This is a genomic window from Streptosporangium sandarakinum, from assembly GCF_013409935.1.
Lineage (GTDB): Bacteria > Actinomycetota > Actinomycetes > Streptosporangiales > Streptosporangiaceae > Streptosporangium > Streptosporangium nondiastaticum.
On the sequence record NZ_JACCCO010000003.1, the window covers coordinates 1,157,872 to 1,175,184 of the forward strand.

Below are 17,313 nucleotides of genomic sequence, written 5' to 3' on the forward strand. Positions count from 1 at the left end.
GCACGGTCCCCGTACGGCTCTCGCATGGCGTGAACCTATCGCAGGATGGCTTTCAGGCCACTCCCGGGGCATCGCCGTCAAACGGGACGATCATCGGCATGAACCACCGCACCTCGCCATCCGCCCTTTCCCCGACATCCGTCCCGTCGGTCGGAGCGGGCCGGGGACTCGGCGTCCACCTGCTCGGCGGGCCCACCGCCGTACTGGAGATCGGCGGACTCCGCCTGCTCACCGACCCGGCCTTCGACGAGCCGGGGGAGTACCCGGTCGGCCCGGGGCGGGTCCTCGTCAAGACGGCCCCGCCCGCCCTGCGGCCCCCGCGGCTCGGGCCGATCGACGCCGTCCTGCTCTCGCACGACCAGCACCCCGACAACCTCGACGTCTCCGGCCGCGCCTACCTCACCGAGGCGCCGCTCGTGCTGACCACCGCGGGCGCCGCCGTACGGCTGGCCGGGACCGCCCGCGCGCTCGCCCTCTGGGAGCACGCCGACCTGCCGCGCCCCGGCGGGGGCACGCTGCGCGTGACCCGGGTGCCGGCCCTGCACGGACCGGAGGGCAGCGAGCACCTGGTCGGCGAGGTCGCCGGGTTCGTGCTGTCGGGGGAGGACCTGCCGACCGTCTACGTCAGCGGGGACAACGCCTCTCTCCGGATCGTGCGCGAGATAGCCGCGCGGACCGGCCCGATCGACGTGGCGGTCCTCTTCGCGGGCGCGGCGCGGACCGCGCTGATCGACGGCCACCTCACGCTCACCGGCGCCCAGGCCGCCGAGGCGGCGGTCCTCCTCGGCGCCCGGCACGTGGTTCCGCTGCACTTCGAGGGCTGGGGCCACTTCACCGAGGGCGGCGACGAGCTGCGTGAGGCGTTCGACCGGGCCGGGCTCGCCGACCGGCTCACCCTGCTGAGCCCCGGCCGGAGCGCCGTCGTCGCCCTTTGACGCCGGAGAACGAGTCCGGGCCCGCACCGCCGAAGCGGTACGGGCCCGGATGGAAGCCCACGGCCCCTAGGGCCGGTCGAGCTGATCAGCCCAGATTAGAGGGGCTGGACCTGCTCGGCCTGCGGGCCCTTCTGGCCCTGCGTGGTGACGAAGCTGACACGCTGGTTCTCCTCCAGGCTGCGGTAGCCGCTGGAGGCGATGGCCGAGTAGTGCACGAAGACGTCGGCGCTGCCGTCATCCGGCGCGATGAATCCGAAGCCCTTTTCGGCGTTGAACCACTTGACGGTGCCCTCAGACAAAACTGTTTCTCCTGATCTAGTCTCACCGAGCCGTCAGGTGACGGCTCGGGGCTGCGCGGACCACCACGTATCCGCCAGAATCACCGGAGAAAATGGGGCGCCCGTTGTCGGCGGCTTCCCGGAACACCTGAGCTGACAACCGTCATCAAGCGTCATCAAGAACTGCGACTGCAACAATCAGACTCTACATGCTTCCGGCGGTTAATGACACCGACACTCAGGAGGAGACCTCCTGCAGGAAGCGTTCGCGCTCGTCCTCGGGCAGGCGGTCGATGAACAGGACGCCGTCGAGGTGGTCGGCCTCGTGCTGCAGGACCCGCGCGAGCGTGCCCAGACCGCGGACGGTGACGGGCTTGCCGTACATGTCGCGCCCGCGCGCGGTGACCATGTAGGAACGCTCCAGCGGCCACCAGACGCCGGGCGCCGACAGGCACGCCTCGTCGGCCAGCACCGTACGCTCGGACGCCTCGACGCGCGGGTTGACCAGGTGGCCGGACCGGCCGTCCACGTCGTAGACGAAGACCCGCAGCGGGACGCCGATCTGCGGGGCGGCCAGGCCCGCGCGCCCGGCGCCGGCGCGCAGCGTGGCCTGGAGCGACTTGACCAGCTCCCGCAGGGTCCGGTCGAAGGCGGTCACCGGTTCGGCGGCGGTGCGCAGGACAGGATCGGCGAACAGTCGGATCGGCTGGACGGCCACGCGCACTCCCCGGGGCGGCGAAACGACAGGCGAAAGGTCAGGCGAAAGGTCAGGCGGACGATTCCCGCTTCGGCGCCGTCTCAACCGCGGATCACCGGGTCCTCCCCGGCGCGCGCCGGCCGCCCTCCGGCCGCTCCCGGCCGGGTGCTCTCCCGGCGGGTGCCCGGTGCCTCCGGGTTCTCGCCCGACGCCCTTCCGGCGCCCGTCCTGTGCGCCTCCGGCGCCCGGCCGGGGTTCTCCCGGCGCCGCCGTCCTGGGGGGCCGTACCGCCGCCGGATGTCCGGGATGTTTCATCCGTGCGGCCCGTGCGTTGCGTATTTCCGGGGTTAGCCATATTTAACCGGCTCACTACCCCAAGTCACGAAAGTGAGTAACCAGCCCCCCTATGATGCCTGCTGATCTTGCTGGGCGAACGGCGCCCGGCGGTCCGACAGCGAGCAGGAGGAACGATGGCGAACCGCTGGATCGCCGAGTGGCGGCCCGACGACCCCGGGTTCTGGGCCTATACGGGCCGGAGGATCGCGCGGCGCAACCTCGCCTTCTCGATCTTCGCCGAGCACCTCGGCTTCACGCTGTGGACGGTGTGGAGCATCGTCGCCGTGCACCTCGGCTCCTACCGGTTCTCCACCGACCAGCTCTTCTGGATCGTCTCCCTGCCCAACCTGGTGGGCTCGGCGCTGCGCATCCCCTACACCTTCGGCCCGGCGAGGTTCGGCGGCCGCAACTTCACCGTCGTCAGCGTGCTGCTCCTGCTCGTCCCCGCCGTGCTGCTGGCCGTCGCGGTGAGCGACCCCGCCACGCCGTACTGGGCGTTCCTGGTGATCGCGGCCACCGCGGGCCTGGGCGGCGGCAACTTCGCCTCCAGCATGGCCAACATCACCCACTTCTACCCCCAGGAGCGGCAGGGAGCGGCGCTCGGCCTCAACGCGGCCGGCGGCAACATCGGCGTCAGCTCCGTCCAGCTCCTCATGCCCCTGGTGATCGGCGCCCTCGGGCTGGCCGCCGCCGGGTTGTTCTGGATCCCCTTCATCGTCGCCGCCGCGCTCGGCGCGTTCTTCCTCATGGACAACCTGTCGTCCGCCCGCGCCCCGGCGCGCGAGCAGCTGAGGATCGCCGGACGGGCCCAGACGTGGATCATGTCCCTCCTCTACATCGGCACCTTCGGCTCCTTCATCGGCTACTCCACCGCGCTGCCGCTCCTCATCAAGAGCCAGTTCCCCGAGCGGGCCTCCCTGGTCTGGCTGGCCTTCCTCGGCCCGCTCCTCGGCTCGCTGGTCCGCCCGGCGGGCGGCTGGCTGTCGGACCGGCTCGGCGGGGCGCGGGTGACGCTCGCCGGCTTCGCCGCCATGGCGGCCGTGGCCGCGCTGGTGTGGCAGGGCCTGGCCCGGCACGACTTCGTCCTGTTCTTCGGCGCCTACCTGCTCCTGGTCGCCGCCACCGGGATCGGCAACGGCTCCACCTACCGCATGATCCCGGCGATCTTCCGGGCCAAGGCCACCGCGGGGCTCGCGCCTGGCACGCCCGCCCACGAGGCCGCCCTGGCCGCCGGCCGGCGCGACGCCTCGGCCGCGGTCGGGATCATCTCTGCGATCGGCGCGTTCGGCGGCTTCTTCATCAACCGCGGGTTCGGCGGCTCGATCGCCGGGACCGGCGGCGCGGGCGCCGCGCTGGCCGCCTTCGCCGGCTTCTACGTCGTGTGCGCGCTGCTGACGTGGGCCTGCTACCTGAGGTCGGCCGGTCCGGTGGCGGGCCTGGCGGCCGCCCGGGTGTGAGCCGTCCGCGCCCGGCCGCCCGTCCGCGGGCCGTACGCCGTGGAGGCCGTCCGCCCGGCCGTCCGGCTGTCCGCGCGACCGTGCGGGCCGTCGGCGGCGTGGCTCACACCCGCCGATCGCCGACGTGAACCGCTTTGGCGGCTTGTAGCACACCGGTAACAGAGGGGACCCAGCGGTGAAACCGCCTGAAAGCACCATCGGACGCATGACGATCTCACCCGCCGTTCCCGCGCCTGTGAGGGCGGGTACGGCGACGCACTGCCCGTACTGCGCGCTGCAGTGCGGCATGAACGTCACCGCCGGAGCAGCGGCCGGAGCGGCCGGAGCGGCCGGGGCCGTGGGAGCCGCCGGAATCGCGGGAGACACGGGAGAGGCGGGGACCCTGGGGGAGACCGCGGGACCGGCCGTGACGATCACCCCGAGGCACGACGTCCCGGCGAACGCCGGCGGGCTGTGCCAGAAGGGCTGGACCGCCGGGGAGCTGCTGGGCCGCGACCGGCGCCTCACCACCCCGCTCGTGGACGGCCGCCCCGCGACCTGGGACGAGGCGCTCGACACCGTCGCGGCGCGGATCCGCGCGGTGCGGGCGGAGCACGGCCCCGACGGCGTGGCCGTGTTCGGCGGCGGCGGGCTCACCAACGAGAAGGCCTACCAGCTCGGCAAGTTCGCCCGGGTCGTGCTGCGCACCAGCCAGATCGACTACAACGGCCGGTTCTGCATGTCCTCGGCCGCCGCGGCCGCCAACCGCGCCTTCGGCATGGACCGCGGCCTGCCGTTCCCGATCACCGACCTGGCCGGCGCCGACGCGATCCTCGTCGCGGGCGGCAACATGGCCGAGACCATGCCGCCGTTCGTGCGGCACCTGACCGCGATGCGGGAGCGGGGCGGCCGGCTCGTCGTCATCGACCCCCGGGCCACCGCCACCGCCCGGCGGGCCGACCTGCACCTGCAGCCGGTCCCCGGCACCGACCTGGCGCTGGCCATGGGCCTGCTGCACATCGTGATCGCCGAGGGGCGCGTGGACGAGGCGTACGTGGCCGCCCGCACCACCGGGTTCGAGCGGGTGAGCGCCTCGGCCGCCGCCTGGTGGCCCGAGCGGGTGGAGCGGATCACCGGGGTGCCCGTCGCCCGCATGCGCCAGGCCGCGGCGATTCTCGGCGACGCCCGCCGGGCGATGGTCCTCACCGGCCGCGGCGCCGAGCAGCACGCCAAGGGCACCGACACCGTCAGCGCGTTCATCAACCTCGCCCTCGCCCTCGGCCTGCCCGGACGCGAGGGGTCCGGCTACGGCTGCGTCACCGGCCAGGGCAACGGCCAGGGCGGCCGCGAGCACGGCCAGAAGGCCGACCAGCTCCCGGGCTACCGCAGGATCGACGACCCCGCCGCCCGCGCCCACGTGGCCGCGGTGTGGGGCGTCGACCCCGGCGAGCTGCCCGGTCCCGGCCGGTCCGCCTACGAGCTGCTGGACGCCCTCGGTACCGCCGCGGGCCCCCGGGCGCTGCTGCTGTTCGGCTCCAACCCGGTGATCTCGGCGCCCGACGCCGGGCGCGTCGCCGAGCGGCTCGCCTCCCTGGACCTGCTCGTCGTCTCCGACTTCGTCCTGTCCGAGACGGCGGCGATGGCCGACGTCGTCCTGCCCAGCACCCAGTGGGCCGAGGAGGACGGCACGATGACCAACCTGGAGGGCCGGGTGCTGCTGCGCCGCCGGGCCGTCGCGCCGCCGCCCGGAGTCCGCGGCGACCTGGAGATCCTCCGCGGCCTGGCGGCCCGGCTGCGCGGCCCGGAGGGCTTCCCCGCCGAGCCGCGCGAGGTCTTCGACGAGCTGCGGCGGGCCTCGGCCGGGGGGATCGCCGACTACTCGGGCATCACCTACGAGCGGATCGCCGCGGAGACGGGCGTGTTCTGGCCCTGCCCGGACACCGGCCACCCGGGCACGCCCCGGCCGTTCCTGGACCGCTTCGCCACCCCCGACGGCCGCGCCAGGTTCACGCCGGTCGAGCACCGCCCGCCCGAGGAGGACGTCGACGACGACCACCCGCTGTACCTGACGACCGGCCGGGTGCTGGCGCACTACCAGAGCGGCGCCCAGACCAGGCGGATCGCCGCGCTGAACGAGGCGGCCCCGGAGCTCTTCGTGGAGCTGCACCCCGACCTCGCCGAGCGGCTGGAGGTGGAACCCGGCGGGCGGGTGCGGGTGGTCGGCCGCCGGGGGACGGCCGAGGCGGTGGCCAGGATCAGCCCGGCGATCCGCCCGGACACGGTGTTCATGCCGTTCCACTGGGCGGGGGCGAACCTCCTCACCAACCCGGCGCTGGACCCGGTGTCGCGGATGCCGGAGTTCAAGGTCTGCGCGGTCCGCCTGGAGCGTGCCGCGTGACCCGGCTGGTGGTGGTGGGCAACGGGATGGCCGGCGCGCGCCTGGTGAGCGAGGTCCGCGCCCGCGACCCGCGCATCCGGATCACCGTGTTCGGCGCCGAGGCCGGGCGGCCCTACAACCGGGCGCTGCTGTCGAACGTGCTGGCCGGGACGATGACGCCCGGCCAGGTGCGGATGCTGGACGCGGAGTGGTACGCCGACCACGCGGTGACGGCCCTGCCCGGTGTCGAGGTGACCGCGATCGACCGGGAGGCACGGGAGGTGCTGACCGCCTGCGGCCGGCGCGAGCCGTACGACGTGCTCGTGCTGGCCACCGGCGGCGAGGCGGTGGTGCCGCCGCTGCCCGGCGCGGAGCGGGCCGTGGCGTTCCGGACGATGGGCGATTGCGAGGCGATCCTCGCCGCGGCCGGTACGGCGCGGCGCACGGCGGTCGTCGGCGGCGGCCTGCTCGGCGTGGAGGCCGCCCGCGGCCTGGCCGGGCGCGGCCTGCCGGTGACGCTGCTGCACCTGGCCGGCCACCTGATGGAGCGCCAGCTCGACGCCGAGGCCGGGCTGGTGCTCGGGGAGAGCCTGGCCGGGCTGGGCGTGGAGATCCGTACCGGCGTGACCGTCCGGGAGATCCTCGACGACGGCGTACGGCTCGCCGCCGGGACGGGAACCGCGCCGGGGACGGCGGGGGCGGCGGCGAGCCCGTCCGGGACCGGGGAATCCGGGGCGGCGGGGGAGGAGGTCGTCGAGGCCGACCTGGTGATCCTCGCCTGCGGCGTGCGGCCGGTGACCCGGCTGGCCCGGGACGCCGGGCTCGCGGTGGCCCGCGGCGTCGTCGTGGACGACGAGATGCGCACCGGCGACCCGTCGATCTTCGCGATCGGCGAGTGCGCCGAGCACGACGGCGTCGTCTACGGCCTGGTCGCCCCGGCCTGGGAGCAGGCGGCCGTGGTCGCCGGCCTGGTGACCGCCACGGACAGGACCGCCCGCTACCGCGGCTCGCGGCTGGTGACGCGGCTCAAGGCGCGCGGCGTGGAGCTGGCGGCGATGGGCGAGACCCACCTGACCGAGGACGAGGCCGAGATCGTGCGGTTCAGCCACCGGACCCGGGGCGTCTACCGCAAGCTCGTCATCCGCGACGGCCGCCTGGTCGGCGCGATCCTCCTCGGCGAGACGCCCGCGGTGGGCACCGTGACCCGGCTGTTCGACCACGGCGGCCCGCTGCCCGCCGACCGGGCCGGGCTGCTGTTCCCCGGCCTCGCCGGCGGCGCCGCCGACAGCCCGGTCCGGATGCCGGACACCGCGCGCGTCTGCCAGTGCAACAACGTCACCAAGGGCCGGATCCGGAGCTGCTGGGAGTCGGGCGCCAGGGACGTCGCGGCGGTGGCCGCCGCGACCCGCGCCACGACCGGCTGCGGAAGCTGCCGCGACGCCGTGGAGGGCATCGTCGGCTGGCTGTGCGAGCAGGAGGGCATACCCGCATGAGATCTTCCGACCATCTCCCCGCCGGAGCCGGGACCAGGCTCGTCGTGGTGGGGCACGGCCCGGCCGCCGCCCGCCTGACCGAGGCGCTGGCCGCCGGCGGCTTCGCCGGGCGCGTCACGGTGCTGGGCGAGGAGCCGAGAGCCGCCTACGACCGGGTGGCGCTGACCTCCTACCTGTCCGGCCGCACCGCCGAGGACCTCACCTACCCGGTGCCCGAGGGGGTGGAGCTGTGTCTCGGCCGTCCGGTCGTCGGAATCGACCGGGAGGCCCGTACGGTGACCACCGCCGACGGCCACACCGAGCCCTACGACACGCTGGTGCTGGCCACCGGCTCCAGCCCCTTCGTCCCGCCGGTCACCGGCCGCGACCTGCCCGGCTGCTTCACCTACCGGACGATCGACGACCTGGACGCGATCAGGGCCGCCTGCGCCGGCGCCCGCGCCGGGGTCGTCGTCGGCGGCGGCCTGCTGGGGCTGGAGGCCGCCAACGCGCTGCGCGGCCTCGGCCTGACCACCCACGTCGTGGAGATGGCCGGGCGGCTCATGCCCCGGCAGGTCGACGAGGGCGGCGGCGCCGTGCTGCGCCGCCACATCGAGGCGCTGGGCCTGGCCGTCCACACCGGGACCGGCGTGCGGGAGGTCGTCGCCGGGCCGGACGGGCGGGTCGCCGGCCTCGTCACCTCCGACGGCGAGACGATCGAGGCCCAGGTGGTGGTCTTCTCCGCGGGCGTCCGGCCGCGCGACGAACTGGCCCGGCAGGCCGGCCTGGCGGTCGGCGAGCGCGGCGGCGTCGTCGTCGACGACGGCATGCGCACCTCCGACCCGGCGGTCTACGCCGTCGGCGAGTGCGCCCTGCACGACGGCGTCGTCTACGGCCTGGCCGGACCGTGCCTCACGATGGCCGAGGTGGCCGCCGACCGCGTCCTCGGCGGTGAGGCGGTCTTCACCCGGGCCGACACCTCCACCAGGCTCAAGCTGCTCGGCGTGGAGGTCGCCCAGTTCGGCGCCGCCGAGGGCGCGCTGGACGTCACCTTCATGGACCCCGTCGGGGGCGTCTACCAGAAGCTCCTGGTCAGCGACGACGCCCGCACCCTGCTCGGCGGCGTCTGCGTCGGCGACGTCGCGCCGTACGACACGCTGCGGCCCTTCGTCGGCCGCGACCTGCCGGCCGCGCCGGGCGAGCTGCTGTTCACCGGCGGCCCGGCCGGCCTCGACGTCCCCGACGACGCGCAGGTCTGCTCCTGCAACAACGTCACCGCCGGGCGGGTCCGCGCCGCCATCGCCGGGGAGGGGCTCACCGACGTCGCCGGAATCAAGTCCCGCACCCGCGCCGGGACGACCTGCGGCAGCTGCGTCCCGGCGCTGCGGAAGATCCTCGCCGGGGCGGGCGTCGAGGTCTCCACCGCCCTGTGCGAGCACTTCACGCACAGCCGGGCCGAGCTGTTCGACATCGTGCGGGTGCGCGGCATCACCACCTTCTCCCGGCTCATCGCCGAGCACGGCACGGGCCGCGGCTGCGACGTGTGCAAGCCCGCCGTCGCCTCGATCCTGGCCTCGCTGGGCGGCGGCCACATCCTCGACGGCGAGCAGGCCGCCCTGCAGGACACCAACGACCACTTCCTGGCCAACATCCAGCGCAACGGCACCTACTCGGTCGTGCCGCGCGTCCCCGGCGGAGAGATCACCGCCGACAGACTGATCGTGATCGGCGAGGTGGCCCGCGACTTCGGCCTTTACACCAAGATCACCGGAGGACAGCGGATCGACCTGCTGGGCGCCCGGGTGGAGCAGCTCCCGCTCATCTGGCGGCGCCTGGTCGACGCCGGGTTCGAGTCCGGCCACGCGTACGGCAAGGCGCTGCGCACGGTGAAGTCGTGCGTCGGCTCCACCTGGTGCCGCTACGGCGTGCAGGACTCGGCGGCGCTGGCCGTCGCCCTGGAACTGCGCTACCGGGGCCTGCGCTCACCGCACAAGATCAAGTCGGCCGTCTCCGGCTGCGCCCGCGAGTGCGCCGAGGCGCGGAGCAAGGACTTCGGGATCATCGCCACCGAGAAGGGCTGGAACCTCTACGTCGGCGGCAACGGCGGGTTCTCCCCCCGCCACGCCGACCTGTTCGCCGCCGACCTGGACACCGGCGGACTCGTCCGCGTCGTCGACCGGTTCCTGATGTTCTACATCCGCACCGCCGACCGGCTCCAGCGGACCTCGGCGTGGCTGGAGCAGCAGGGCCTCGACCACGTCAGGCGGGTCGTCCTGGAGGACTCCCTCGGCATCTGCGCCGACCTCGAAGCCCAGATGGAGCGGCACGTCGCCTCCTACACCGACGAGTGGCGCGCCGTCCTCGACGACCCCGGCAAGCTGCGGCGCTTCGTCTCCTTCGTCAACGCCCCGCAGACCCCCGACCCGTCGATCGCCTTCGAGACCGAACGCGACCAGATCAAGCCCGTCCTCATCCCGCTGGAGGCCACCCGATGACCGTTCTCCACGAGCCGCCGCCCGCCGCCCCGCCCGGAACCCCGCCCGGGGAGGACACGGCGCCGCGCTGGACACCGGTGTGCGCCTACACCGACCTGCTGCCCGAACGCGGGGTGTGCGCGCTCGTCGGCCGCCACCAGATCGCGCTGTTCCGCACCTTCGACGGCGAGCTGTTCGCGATCGGCAACCACGACCCGTTCAGCGGCGCCCAGGTCCTCTCCCGGGGGATCGTCGGCACCCGCGGCGGCTCGCCCGTCGTGATCTCACCCATGCACCGGCAGACGTTCTCCCTGGCCACCGGGGCCTGCCTGGACGACCCGGCGGTGGCCGTACCGACCTATCCGGTACGGCTCTCGGGCGGCGCGGTGGAGGTGGGCGCGCCGTGACCGGAGCCGCGGCGACCCCGGGACGCGCCGCGACCGGGGCGGGCGCGGAGCGTCCCCCCGGCGGGGGAGGGGCGCTCGCGGGCCGCGCCGCCGTGTCCCCCGAGACCGCGCCCGACGCGCTGGCCGGCTTCACCGTCGGGGTCACCGCGACCCGGCGGCGCGAGGAGTTCTGCGCCCTGCTGGAGCGGCGCGGCGCGCGGGTCGTGCGGGCCCCGGCGATCCGGCTCGTCCCCCTGGAGGAGGACGCCGGCCTGCTGGCCGCGACCCGGGAGGCGCTGTCCGGCCCGATCGACGACGTGGTGATCACCACCGGTGTCGGCTTCCGGGGCTGGACGGCCGCCGCCGAGGGCTGGGGGCTGTCGGGCGACCTGGCGGCGCACCTGTCCCGCGCCCGGCTGCTGACCCGCGGCCCCAAGGCGCGCGGCGCGGTCCGGGCCGCCGGGCTGGACGACCACTGGACGGCGCCCGACGAGTCGTGCGAGGAGATCAAACGCCACCTCCTCGCCCAGGACCTCACCGGGCGCCGCGTCGCCGTACAGCTGCACGGCGAGCCGCTGACCGGCTTCGTGGCGGAGCTGCGCGCGGCCGGGGCCGAGGTCGTCGAGGTGCCGGTCTACCGCTGGCTGCCCTACCGCGACCCCTCGCCGCTGCGCCGCCTGATCAGCCAGACGGTCACCGGCGCGGTGGACGCGGTGGCCTTCACCAGCGCCCCCGCCGTGCTGGCCATGCTCGCCGCGGCCCGCGCCGAGGGGCTGGAGGAGGCGCTCGTCGCCGCGTTCGCCGGCCCGGTCGTCGCGGCCTGCGTGGGCCAGGTCACCGCCGGGCCCCTGCTGGCCAGGGGAGTGCCGGTGGTGTGCCCGGAACGGCCCCGCCTGGGCGCGCTGGCCCGCGCCCTCGCCCGGCACCTGCCCGAGCACGGCGTGACCCGCCTGGTCGCCGCCGGCTGCGAGCTGGAGATCCGCGGGCACGCCGTCGCCGTGGACGGCGGCCTGCGGACGCTGCCGCCCGCCCCCATGGCGGTGCTCAAGCGCCTGGCAGTCAGGCCGGGACACGTGGTGGCCCGCTCGGAGCTGCGGACCGTGCTGCCCGGCGCCACGTCCCGCGACTCCGCCGAGCACGCCGTCGAGATGGCCGTCACCCGGCTGCGCCGGGCGCTGGGCCGGTCCGGCATCGTCGAGACGGTCATCAAGCGCGGCTACCGCCTGGCCTGCGACCGCGGCGCCGCCTGACGCCGTCCGGCCCGCCTTCTCGCGACCGCGGCGCCGCCCGGCGGGGGCCGGCGCCGCTCAGGCCGTCATGGACGCCGGTGCCGCCGGCCGGCCCCGCGCCTTTGTACCCGGCGGGGCGGGCGGCCTCAGGACGGGTCCAGCCTCAGCTCCCGGACGATCTCCCCGGCGGCGGCGTCACGCGAGGGCAGCGAGGCGGCGCCGACGAGCATCTCGTAGTAGGCGTGACGGAAGCACCCGGCCAGCAGCAGCCGCGCGCTGGCGACCGGGTCCACGCCGGGGGAGACCCGGCCCGCGCGCTGCTCGGCCGCGAGATAGGCGGTCAGCGGCACCACCTACGCCATCGGCCCCATCGCGGAGTCGCGCAGCGCCTCGCGGAAGCGCACCGTGACGGAGGGGGAGCTGAAGACCGGCAGCGCCGCCGACTGCACCTCGACGTAGTAGTCGATGCCGGCCCGCGTGACGGGCAGAAGGTTGCCGCCGACCTCGCCCCGGCCGACCAGGTACCCCAGGTCGTCGAGGAGGCGCAGCCAGACCGGCAGCCGGTCCTGCAGCAGGGCGAGGAACATGTCGACCGCCTGGCCGGGGGCGGCGCCGCCCGCGCGGGGGGAGGAGGCGGCGTTCTCGCCGTCCTCGCGTTTCATCAGCCCGGCCAGCTCAAGGACGCGGCGCCGCGTCTCCTGGGCCTTCTGGTAGGGGTCGAGCCGGCGGGGGTCGAGCTGGGGAGTCGCCATGGTTGCCCTAACGTGCGCAGTCACCCGGACAATGTGCGGCGTGGGGGAGGGGTCGTTCACCGGAGTTTACGAAGGTGTGCTCCTCCGGGTCGTCGAATCGTTGCGGAGCGGTTACCCGGCGGACGGCCCGCGGCCGAACCGGGTGGGGCCGATTATGGCCCCGCGCGGGCGCGCCGGGGGTGCGGTGACGATAACGATGCGCTGAGTGTTTTTCCGGAGGGCGCGGCCCGCCGACCTGGCCCGCGACCGCCGGCGCGCTCCCGGCCCGGACGCGGGTGTGGCTCCGGCGCCGTCCCGGGCATGGCCTCCGGGCCCGCGCCCGGATCCGGCGTCGTCCCGGGCCCGGTGCTTTCCCGGGCCCGGATCCGGGGTCTCAGCCGTCGCCGTCGCGGTCGCGGCGGCGGAGGTAGCGCTCGAACTCGGCGGCGATGGCGTCGCCGCTGGCCTCGGGCAGCTCCGCGGCGTCCTTGCGCTCCTCCAGCTCCTTGACGTACTCGGCCACCTCGCTGTCCTGGGAGGCCAGCTCGTCCACGCCGTTCTCCCACGCCCTGGACTCCTCGGCCAGGTCGCCCAGCGGCATCGGGATGTCGAGCAGGTCCTCCAGGCGGCGCAGCAGCGCCATGGTGGCCTTGGGGTTGGGCGGCTGGGCGACGTAGTGCGGCACCGACGCCCACAGCGAGACCGCCGGTATCCCGGAGGCCCCCAGGATGTGCTGGAGCACGCCGACGACGCCGGTCGGCCCCTCGTAGCGGCTCAGCTCCAGGTTGATCGCCCGCGCCAGGTCCTCGTCGCTCGCCGAGCCCACGATCGGCACCGGGCGGGTGTGCGGGGAGTCGTTGAGCAGCGCGCCGAGCAGCACCGCCAGCTCCACCCCCACGTGACGGCAGACCTCGGTGATCTCCTGGCAGAACGTGCGCCAGCGCATGTTGGGCTCGATGCCGCGCAGCAGCACCACGTCACGGTCGGCACCCGGCGGCCGGGCCACCAGCAGCCGGGTGGTCGGCCAGGTGATCGACCTGGTCAGCCCGTCGCCCATCTCCACGATCGGGCGGGTGACCTGGAAGTCGTAGTAGTCCTCGGGGTCGAAGGAGACCAGCGGGGTCGCCTTCCACTCGTTCTCGAGGTGCGCGATCACTCCGCTCGAGGCCTCGCCCGCGTCGTTCCACCCCTCGAACGCGGCGATCAGCACCGGGTCGACGAGCTTGGGTAGACCTTCGAGTTCGATCACGCGCGGCCTCCTTCTTCGCCTCGCCATGGCCGTCTACCGCATAAGCCTATGCGGTGCGGTGGACATCACCGAATTCCCAGGGCACGGGCCCCTTCCCCGCCCCGCCCGGGCTCCGGGGCCCCGGCCGGACGAGGGTTCCGGGAGGAGGATGCCCGGGGCGGGCGGTTCAGCATCCGGTCACTCCGATGTCAGCATCCGGACACCGCCATGAGCGACCGAGGGCGGATCGGTTAGTACCCTTGGGGCCATGACGAGCATCCCGTCCTTCCGTGACGTCCTGTCCCAGCGCGTGATGGTCGCCGACGGGGCCATGGGGACGATGCTCCAGGCCCACGACGTCGGCCTCGACGACTTCGAGGGCCACGAGGGCTGCAACGAGGTCCTCAACGTCACCCGCCCCGACATCGTCCGCGCCGTGCACGAGGCCTACTTCGAGGTCGGCGTCGACTGCGTCGAGACCAACACCTTCGGCGCCAACCTCAGCGCGCTGGGCGAGTACGACATCGCCGACCGGGTCCACGAGTACTCCGAGGCCGGGGCCCGCGTCGCCAGGGAGGCCGCGGACGCCTGGTCCACCCCCGACCACCCCCGCTTCGTCCTCGGCTCCATCGGCCCGGGCACCAAGCTGCCCACCCTCGGGCACAAGCCGTACGGCGAGCTGCGCGACGCCTACCAGGCGAACGCGGCCGGCCTGATCTCCGGCGGCGCCGACGCCCTGATCATCGAGACCGCCCAGGACCTCCTCCAGGTCAAGGCCGCCGTCGTCGGCGCGCGGCGGGCCGTCGCCGAGGCCGGCCGCGACGTGCCGATCATCGCCCAGGTGACGATCGAGACCAACGGCGCGATGCTGCTCGGCTCGGAGATCGGCGCGGCGCTGACGTCGATCGAGCCGCTCGGCGTCGACGTCATCGGCCTCAACTGCGCCACCGGCCCGGCCGAGATGAGCGAGCACCTGCGCTACCTCGCGCGCCACGCCCGGGTGCGGCTGTCCTGCATGCCCAACGCCGGGCTGCCGGTGCTGACCGCCGACGGCGCCCACTACCCCCTCGCCCCCGACGAGCTGGCCGCCGCCCACGACCACTTCGTCCGCGACTTCGGCCTGTCGCTGGTCGGCGGCTGCTGCGGCACCACCCCCGAGCACCTGCGCCGGGTGGTCGAGCGGGTGCGCGGCCGGGAGGTCGCGGCGCGGCGCCCGCGCCCCGAGCCCGGCGCCGCCTCCCTCTACCAGACCGTCCCCTTCCGCCAGGACACCTCCTACCTCGCCATCGGCGAGCGCACCAACGCCAACGGCTCCAAGGCGTTCCGCGAGGCGATGCTCGCCGGCGACTGGGAGGAGTGCGTCGAGATCGCCCGGGCCCAGGCCCGCGACGGCGCGCACATGCTCGACCTGTGCATCGACTACGTCGGCCGCGACGGCGTGGCCGACATGCGGGAGCTGGCGTTCCGCTTCGCCACCGCCTCCACGCTGCCCATCGTGCTCGACTCCACCGAGCCCGCCGTCCTCGAAGCCGGGCTGGAGGCGCTCGGCGGCCGCGCGATCGTCAACTCGGTCAACTACGAGGACGGCGACGGCCCCGACTCCCGCTTCACCAGGATCATGCGGCTGGTCCGCGAGCACGGCACCGCCGTCATGGCGCTGACCATCGACGAGGAGGGCCAGGCCCGCACCGCCGAGTGGAAGGTCGGGGTCGCCGACCGCCTCATCGCGGACCTCACCGCCAACTGGGGGATGCGGGTCGAGGACATCGTCATCGACGCCCTCACCTTCCCCATCGCCACCGGCCAGGAGGAGACCCGCCGCGACGGCGCCGAGACGATCGAGGCGATCCGCGAGATCAAGCGCCGCCACCCGGGCGTGCAGACGGTCCTCGGGCTGTCCAACATCTCCTTCGGCCTCAACCCGGCCGCGCGGGTCGTCCTCAACAGCGTCTTCCTCAACGAGTGCGTCAACGCCGGCCTCGACTCGGCGATCGTGCACGCCTCCAAGATCCTGCCGATGGCCCGGATCCCCGACGAGCAGCGCCAGGTCGCCCTGGACATGATCTACGACCGCCGCCGCGAGGGATACGACCCGCTGCAGCGGTTCATGGAGCTGTTCGAGGGCGTCGACGCCGCCGCGGTGAAGGCCGGCCGGGCCGAGGAGCTGGCCGCGCTGCCGCTGTGGGAGCGGCTCAAGCGCCGCATCGTCGACGGCGAGCGCAAGGGCCTGGAGGCCGACCTCGACGAGGCGCTCGCCCGGCGTCCCGCCCTGGAGATCGTCAACGACGTGCTGCTCGACGGCATGAAGACCGTCGGCGAGCTGTTCGGCTCCGGGCAGATGCAGCTGCCGTTCGTGCTGCAGTCGGCCGAGGTGATGAAGGCCGCCGTGGCCTACCTGGAGCCCCACATGGACCGCGTCGAGGGTGAGACCAAGGGCCGCATCGTGCTGGCCACCGTCAAGGGCGACGTGCACGACATCGGCAAGAACCTGGTGGACATCATCCTGTCCAACAACGGCTACGAGGTCGTCAACCTCGGCATCAAGCAGCCGGTGTCGGTGATCCTGGAGGCCGCCGAGGAGCAGCGGGCCGACGTGATCGGCATGTCCGGGCTGCTGGTGAAGTCCACGGTCGTGATGAAGGAGAACCTCGAGGAGATGAACTCCCGGGGGCTGGCCGGCAGATACCCCGTGCTGCTCGGCGGCGCCGCGCTGACCCGCGCCTACGTCGAGCAGGACCTCGCCGAGCTGTTCGAGGGCGAGGTCCGCTACGCCCGCGACGCCTTCGAGGGGCTGCGGCTGATGGACGCCTTCATGGCGGTCAAGCGCGGCGAGGACGGCGCGGCCCTGCCGCCGCTGCGGCAGCGGCGCGTCAGGACCGGCGCGACCCTGAAGCGCACCCCGGTGGAGGAGCTGCCCGCCCGCTCCGACGTGAGCACCGCCAACCCCGTGCCGGTCGCCCCCTTCCACGGCGACCGCGTGGTCAAGGGCATCCCGCTCGCCGACTACGCCGCGTTCCTGGACGAGCGGGCGACGTTCATGGGCCAGTGGGGCCTCAAGGCCGCCCGCGGCGGCGAGGGCCCCTCCTACGAGGAGCTGGTCGAGACCCAGGGCCGGCCGCGCCTGCGGATGTGGCTGGACCGGATGCAGACCGAGGGGCTGCTGGAGGCGGCGGTCGTCTACGGCTACTTCCCGTGCGTCAGCGAGGGCGACTCCCTGGTGATCCTGGACGACGCGGGCGGCGAGCGGACCAGGTTCACCTTCCCGCGCCAGCGGCGCGACCGGCACCTGTGCCTGTCGGACTTCTTCCGCCCCCGGGAGTCCGGCGAGACCGACGTGGTCGCCTTCCAGATCGTCACGATGGGAAGCCGGATCGCCGAGGCCACCGCCGAGCTGTTCGCCAAGGACGCCTACCGCGACTACCTGGAGCTGCACGGCCTGTCGGTGCAGCTCACCGAGGCGCTGGCCGAGTACTGGCACGCCCGGGTCCGCTCCGAGCTCGGCATCGGCGGCGACGAGTCGCTGGAGGCCATGCTGAAGGTCGACGTCACCGGCTGCCGCTACTCCTTCGGCTACCCCGCCTGCCCCAACCTGGAGGACCAGGTGCAGCTCACCGGGCTGCTGGACCCCGGCCGGATCGGGGTGAGCCTGTCGGAGGAGTTCCAGCTGCACCCCGAGCAGTCGACCTCCGCGCTCGTCGCGCACCACCCCGAGGCCAACTACTTCAACGTCTGAC

General features: G+C 74.2%; 13 protein-coding genes. 8 read left to right on the forward strand and 5 right to left on the reverse strand.

The annotated features are described in order from the left end of the window. The first annotated feature begins 98 nt into the window (after positions 1-98). Complete coding sequence (locus HDA43_RS31545; protein WP_179828081.1) at positions 99-935, forward strand: MBL fold metallo-hydrolase; 837 nt, start codon at positions 99-101, stop codon at positions 933-935. A 95-nt stretch (positions 936-1,030) separates the two neighbouring features. Here HDA43_RS31545 and HDA43_RS31550 read toward each other — a convergent pair whose 3' ends face one another. Then, complete coding sequence (locus HDA43_RS31550; RefSeq protein WP_179828083.1) at positions 1,031-1,234, reverse strand: cold-shock protein; 204 nt, start codon at positions 1,232-1,234, stop codon at positions 1,031-1,033. A gap of 217 nt (positions 1,235-1,451) precedes the next feature. Next, the gene (def, locus tag HDA43_RS36575; protein ID WP_179828085.1) at positions 1,452-1,931 is read right to left on the reverse strand and encodes a peptide deformylase; all 480 of its coding nucleotides are present in this window, start codon (positions 1,929-1,931) and stop codon (positions 1,452-1,454) included. Between the two features lie 449 nt (positions 1,932-2,380). Between def and HDA43_RS31560 the strand changes: the two genes are divergently transcribed. The 6 genes from HDA43_RS31560 to HDA43_RS31585 all read left to right on the forward strand — a co-directional run bounded on the left by HDA43_RS31560 (position 2,381) and on the right by HDA43_RS31585 (position 11,641). Further along, the gene (locus HDA43_RS31560) at positions 2,381-3,703 is read left to right on the forward strand and encodes an MFS transporter (protein WP_179828087.1); all 1,323 of its coding nucleotides are present in this window, start codon (positions 2,381-2,383) and stop codon (positions 3,701-3,703) included. A gap of 205 nt (positions 3,704-3,908) precedes the next feature. Next, the gene (locus HDA43_RS31565) at positions 3,909-6,080 is read left to right on the forward strand and encodes a molybdopterin oxidoreductase family protein (RefSeq protein ID WP_179828089.1); all 2,172 of its coding nucleotides are present in this window, start codon (positions 3,909-3,911) and stop codon (positions 6,078-6,080) included. Continuing rightward, positions 6,077-7,552 carry an FAD-dependent oxidoreductase gene (locus HDA43_RS31570; RefSeq protein WP_179828091.1) on the forward strand — a complete coding sequence of 492 codons (1,476 nt, stop codon included), beginning with the start codon at positions 6,077-6,079 and terminating at the stop codon, positions 7,550-7,552. Before HDA43_RS31565 ends, HDA43_RS31570 begins: the two co-directional genes overlap by 4 nt. After that, a complete protein-coding gene (nirB, locus tag HDA43_RS31575; protein WP_179828093.1) occupies positions 7,549-10,026 on the forward strand; it encodes a nitrite reductase large subunit NirB in 2,478 nt (825 codons plus the stop codon). Before HDA43_RS31570 ends, nirB begins: the two co-directional genes overlap by 4 nt. Further along, on the forward strand, positions 10,023-10,412 hold the full coding sequence (nirD, locus tag HDA43_RS31580; protein ID WP_179828095.1) for a nitrite reductase small subunit NirD: 390 nt from the start codon (positions 10,023-10,025) through the stop codon (positions 10,410-10,412). The genes nirB and nirD overlap by 4 nt, the downstream gene beginning before the upstream one ends. A gap of 92 nt (positions 10,413-10,504) precedes the next feature. Beyond that, complete coding sequence (locus tag HDA43_RS31585) at positions 10,505-11,641, forward strand: uroporphyrinogen-III synthase (protein WP_179828876.1); 1,137 nt, start codon at positions 10,505-10,507, stop codon at positions 11,639-11,641. A 125-nt stretch (positions 11,642-11,766) separates the two neighbouring features. Here the strand turns inward: HDA43_RS31585 and HDA43_RS31590 are convergent, their stop codons facing one another. The 3 genes from HDA43_RS31590 to HDA43_RS31600 all read right to left on the reverse strand — a co-directional run bounded on the left by HDA43_RS31590 (position 11,767) and on the right by HDA43_RS31600 (position 13,600). Then, positions 11,767-11,973 carry a hypothetical protein gene (locus HDA43_RS31590; RefSeq protein ID WP_179828098.1) on the reverse strand — a complete coding sequence of 69 codons (207 nt, stop codon included), beginning with the start codon at positions 11,971-11,973 and terminating at the stop codon, positions 11,767-11,769. Then, the gene (locus tag HDA43_RS31595; protein ID WP_179828100.1) at positions 11,974-12,372 is read right to left on the reverse strand and encodes a hypothetical protein; all 399 of its coding nucleotides are present in this window, start codon (positions 12,370-12,372) and stop codon (positions 11,974-11,976) included. A gap of 373 nt (positions 12,373-12,745) precedes the next feature. Further along, on the reverse strand, positions 12,746-13,600 hold the full coding sequence (locus tag HDA43_RS31600) for a PAC2 family protein (RefSeq protein WP_179828102.1): 855 nt from the start codon (positions 13,598-13,600) through the stop codon (positions 12,746-12,748). A 247-nt stretch (positions 13,601-13,847) separates the two neighbouring features. On the opposite strand from HDA43_RS31600, the gene metH reads away from it, so the two are divergent. Then, positions 13,848-17,312, forward strand: a complete 3,465-nt coding sequence (gene metH / locus HDA43_RS31605; RefSeq protein ID WP_179828104.1) for a methionine synthase — start codon at positions 13,848-13,850, stop codon at positions 17,310-17,312. The last annotated feature ends 1 nt before the right edge of the window (position 17,313 follow it).

What these genes read in the sequence shown, in the direction of transcription:
- HDA43_RS31560 (WP_179828087.1), top strand. Translation starts at nt 2,381, where the DNA reads ATGGCGAACCGCTGGATCGCCGAGTGGCGGCCCGACGACCCCGGGTTC.
- nirD (WP_179828095.1), top strand. Translation starts at nt 10,023, where the DNA reads ATGACCGTTCTCCACGAGCCGCCGCCCGCCGCCCCGCCCGGAACCCCG.
- HDA43_RS31565 (WP_179828089.1), top strand. Translation starts at nt 3,909, where the DNA reads ATGACGATCTCACCCGCCGTTCCCGCGCCTGTGAGGGCGGGTACGGCG.
- HDA43_RS31545 (WP_179828081.1), top strand. Translation starts at nt 99, where the DNA reads ATGAACCACCGCACCTCGCCATCCGCCCTTTCCCCGACATCCGTCCCG.
- nirB (WP_179828093.1), top strand. Translation starts at nt 7,549, where the DNA reads ATGAGATCTTCCGACCATCTCCCCGCCGGAGCCGGGACCAGGCTCGTC.
- metH (WP_179828104.1), top strand. Translation starts at nt 13,848, where the DNA reads ATGACGAGCATCCCGTCCTTCCGTGACGTCCTGTCCCAGCGCGTGATG.
- HDA43_RS31595 (WP_179828100.1), bottom strand. Translation starts at nt 12,372, where the DNA reads ATGGCGACTCCCCAGCTCGACCCCCGCCGGCTCGACCCCTACCAGAAG.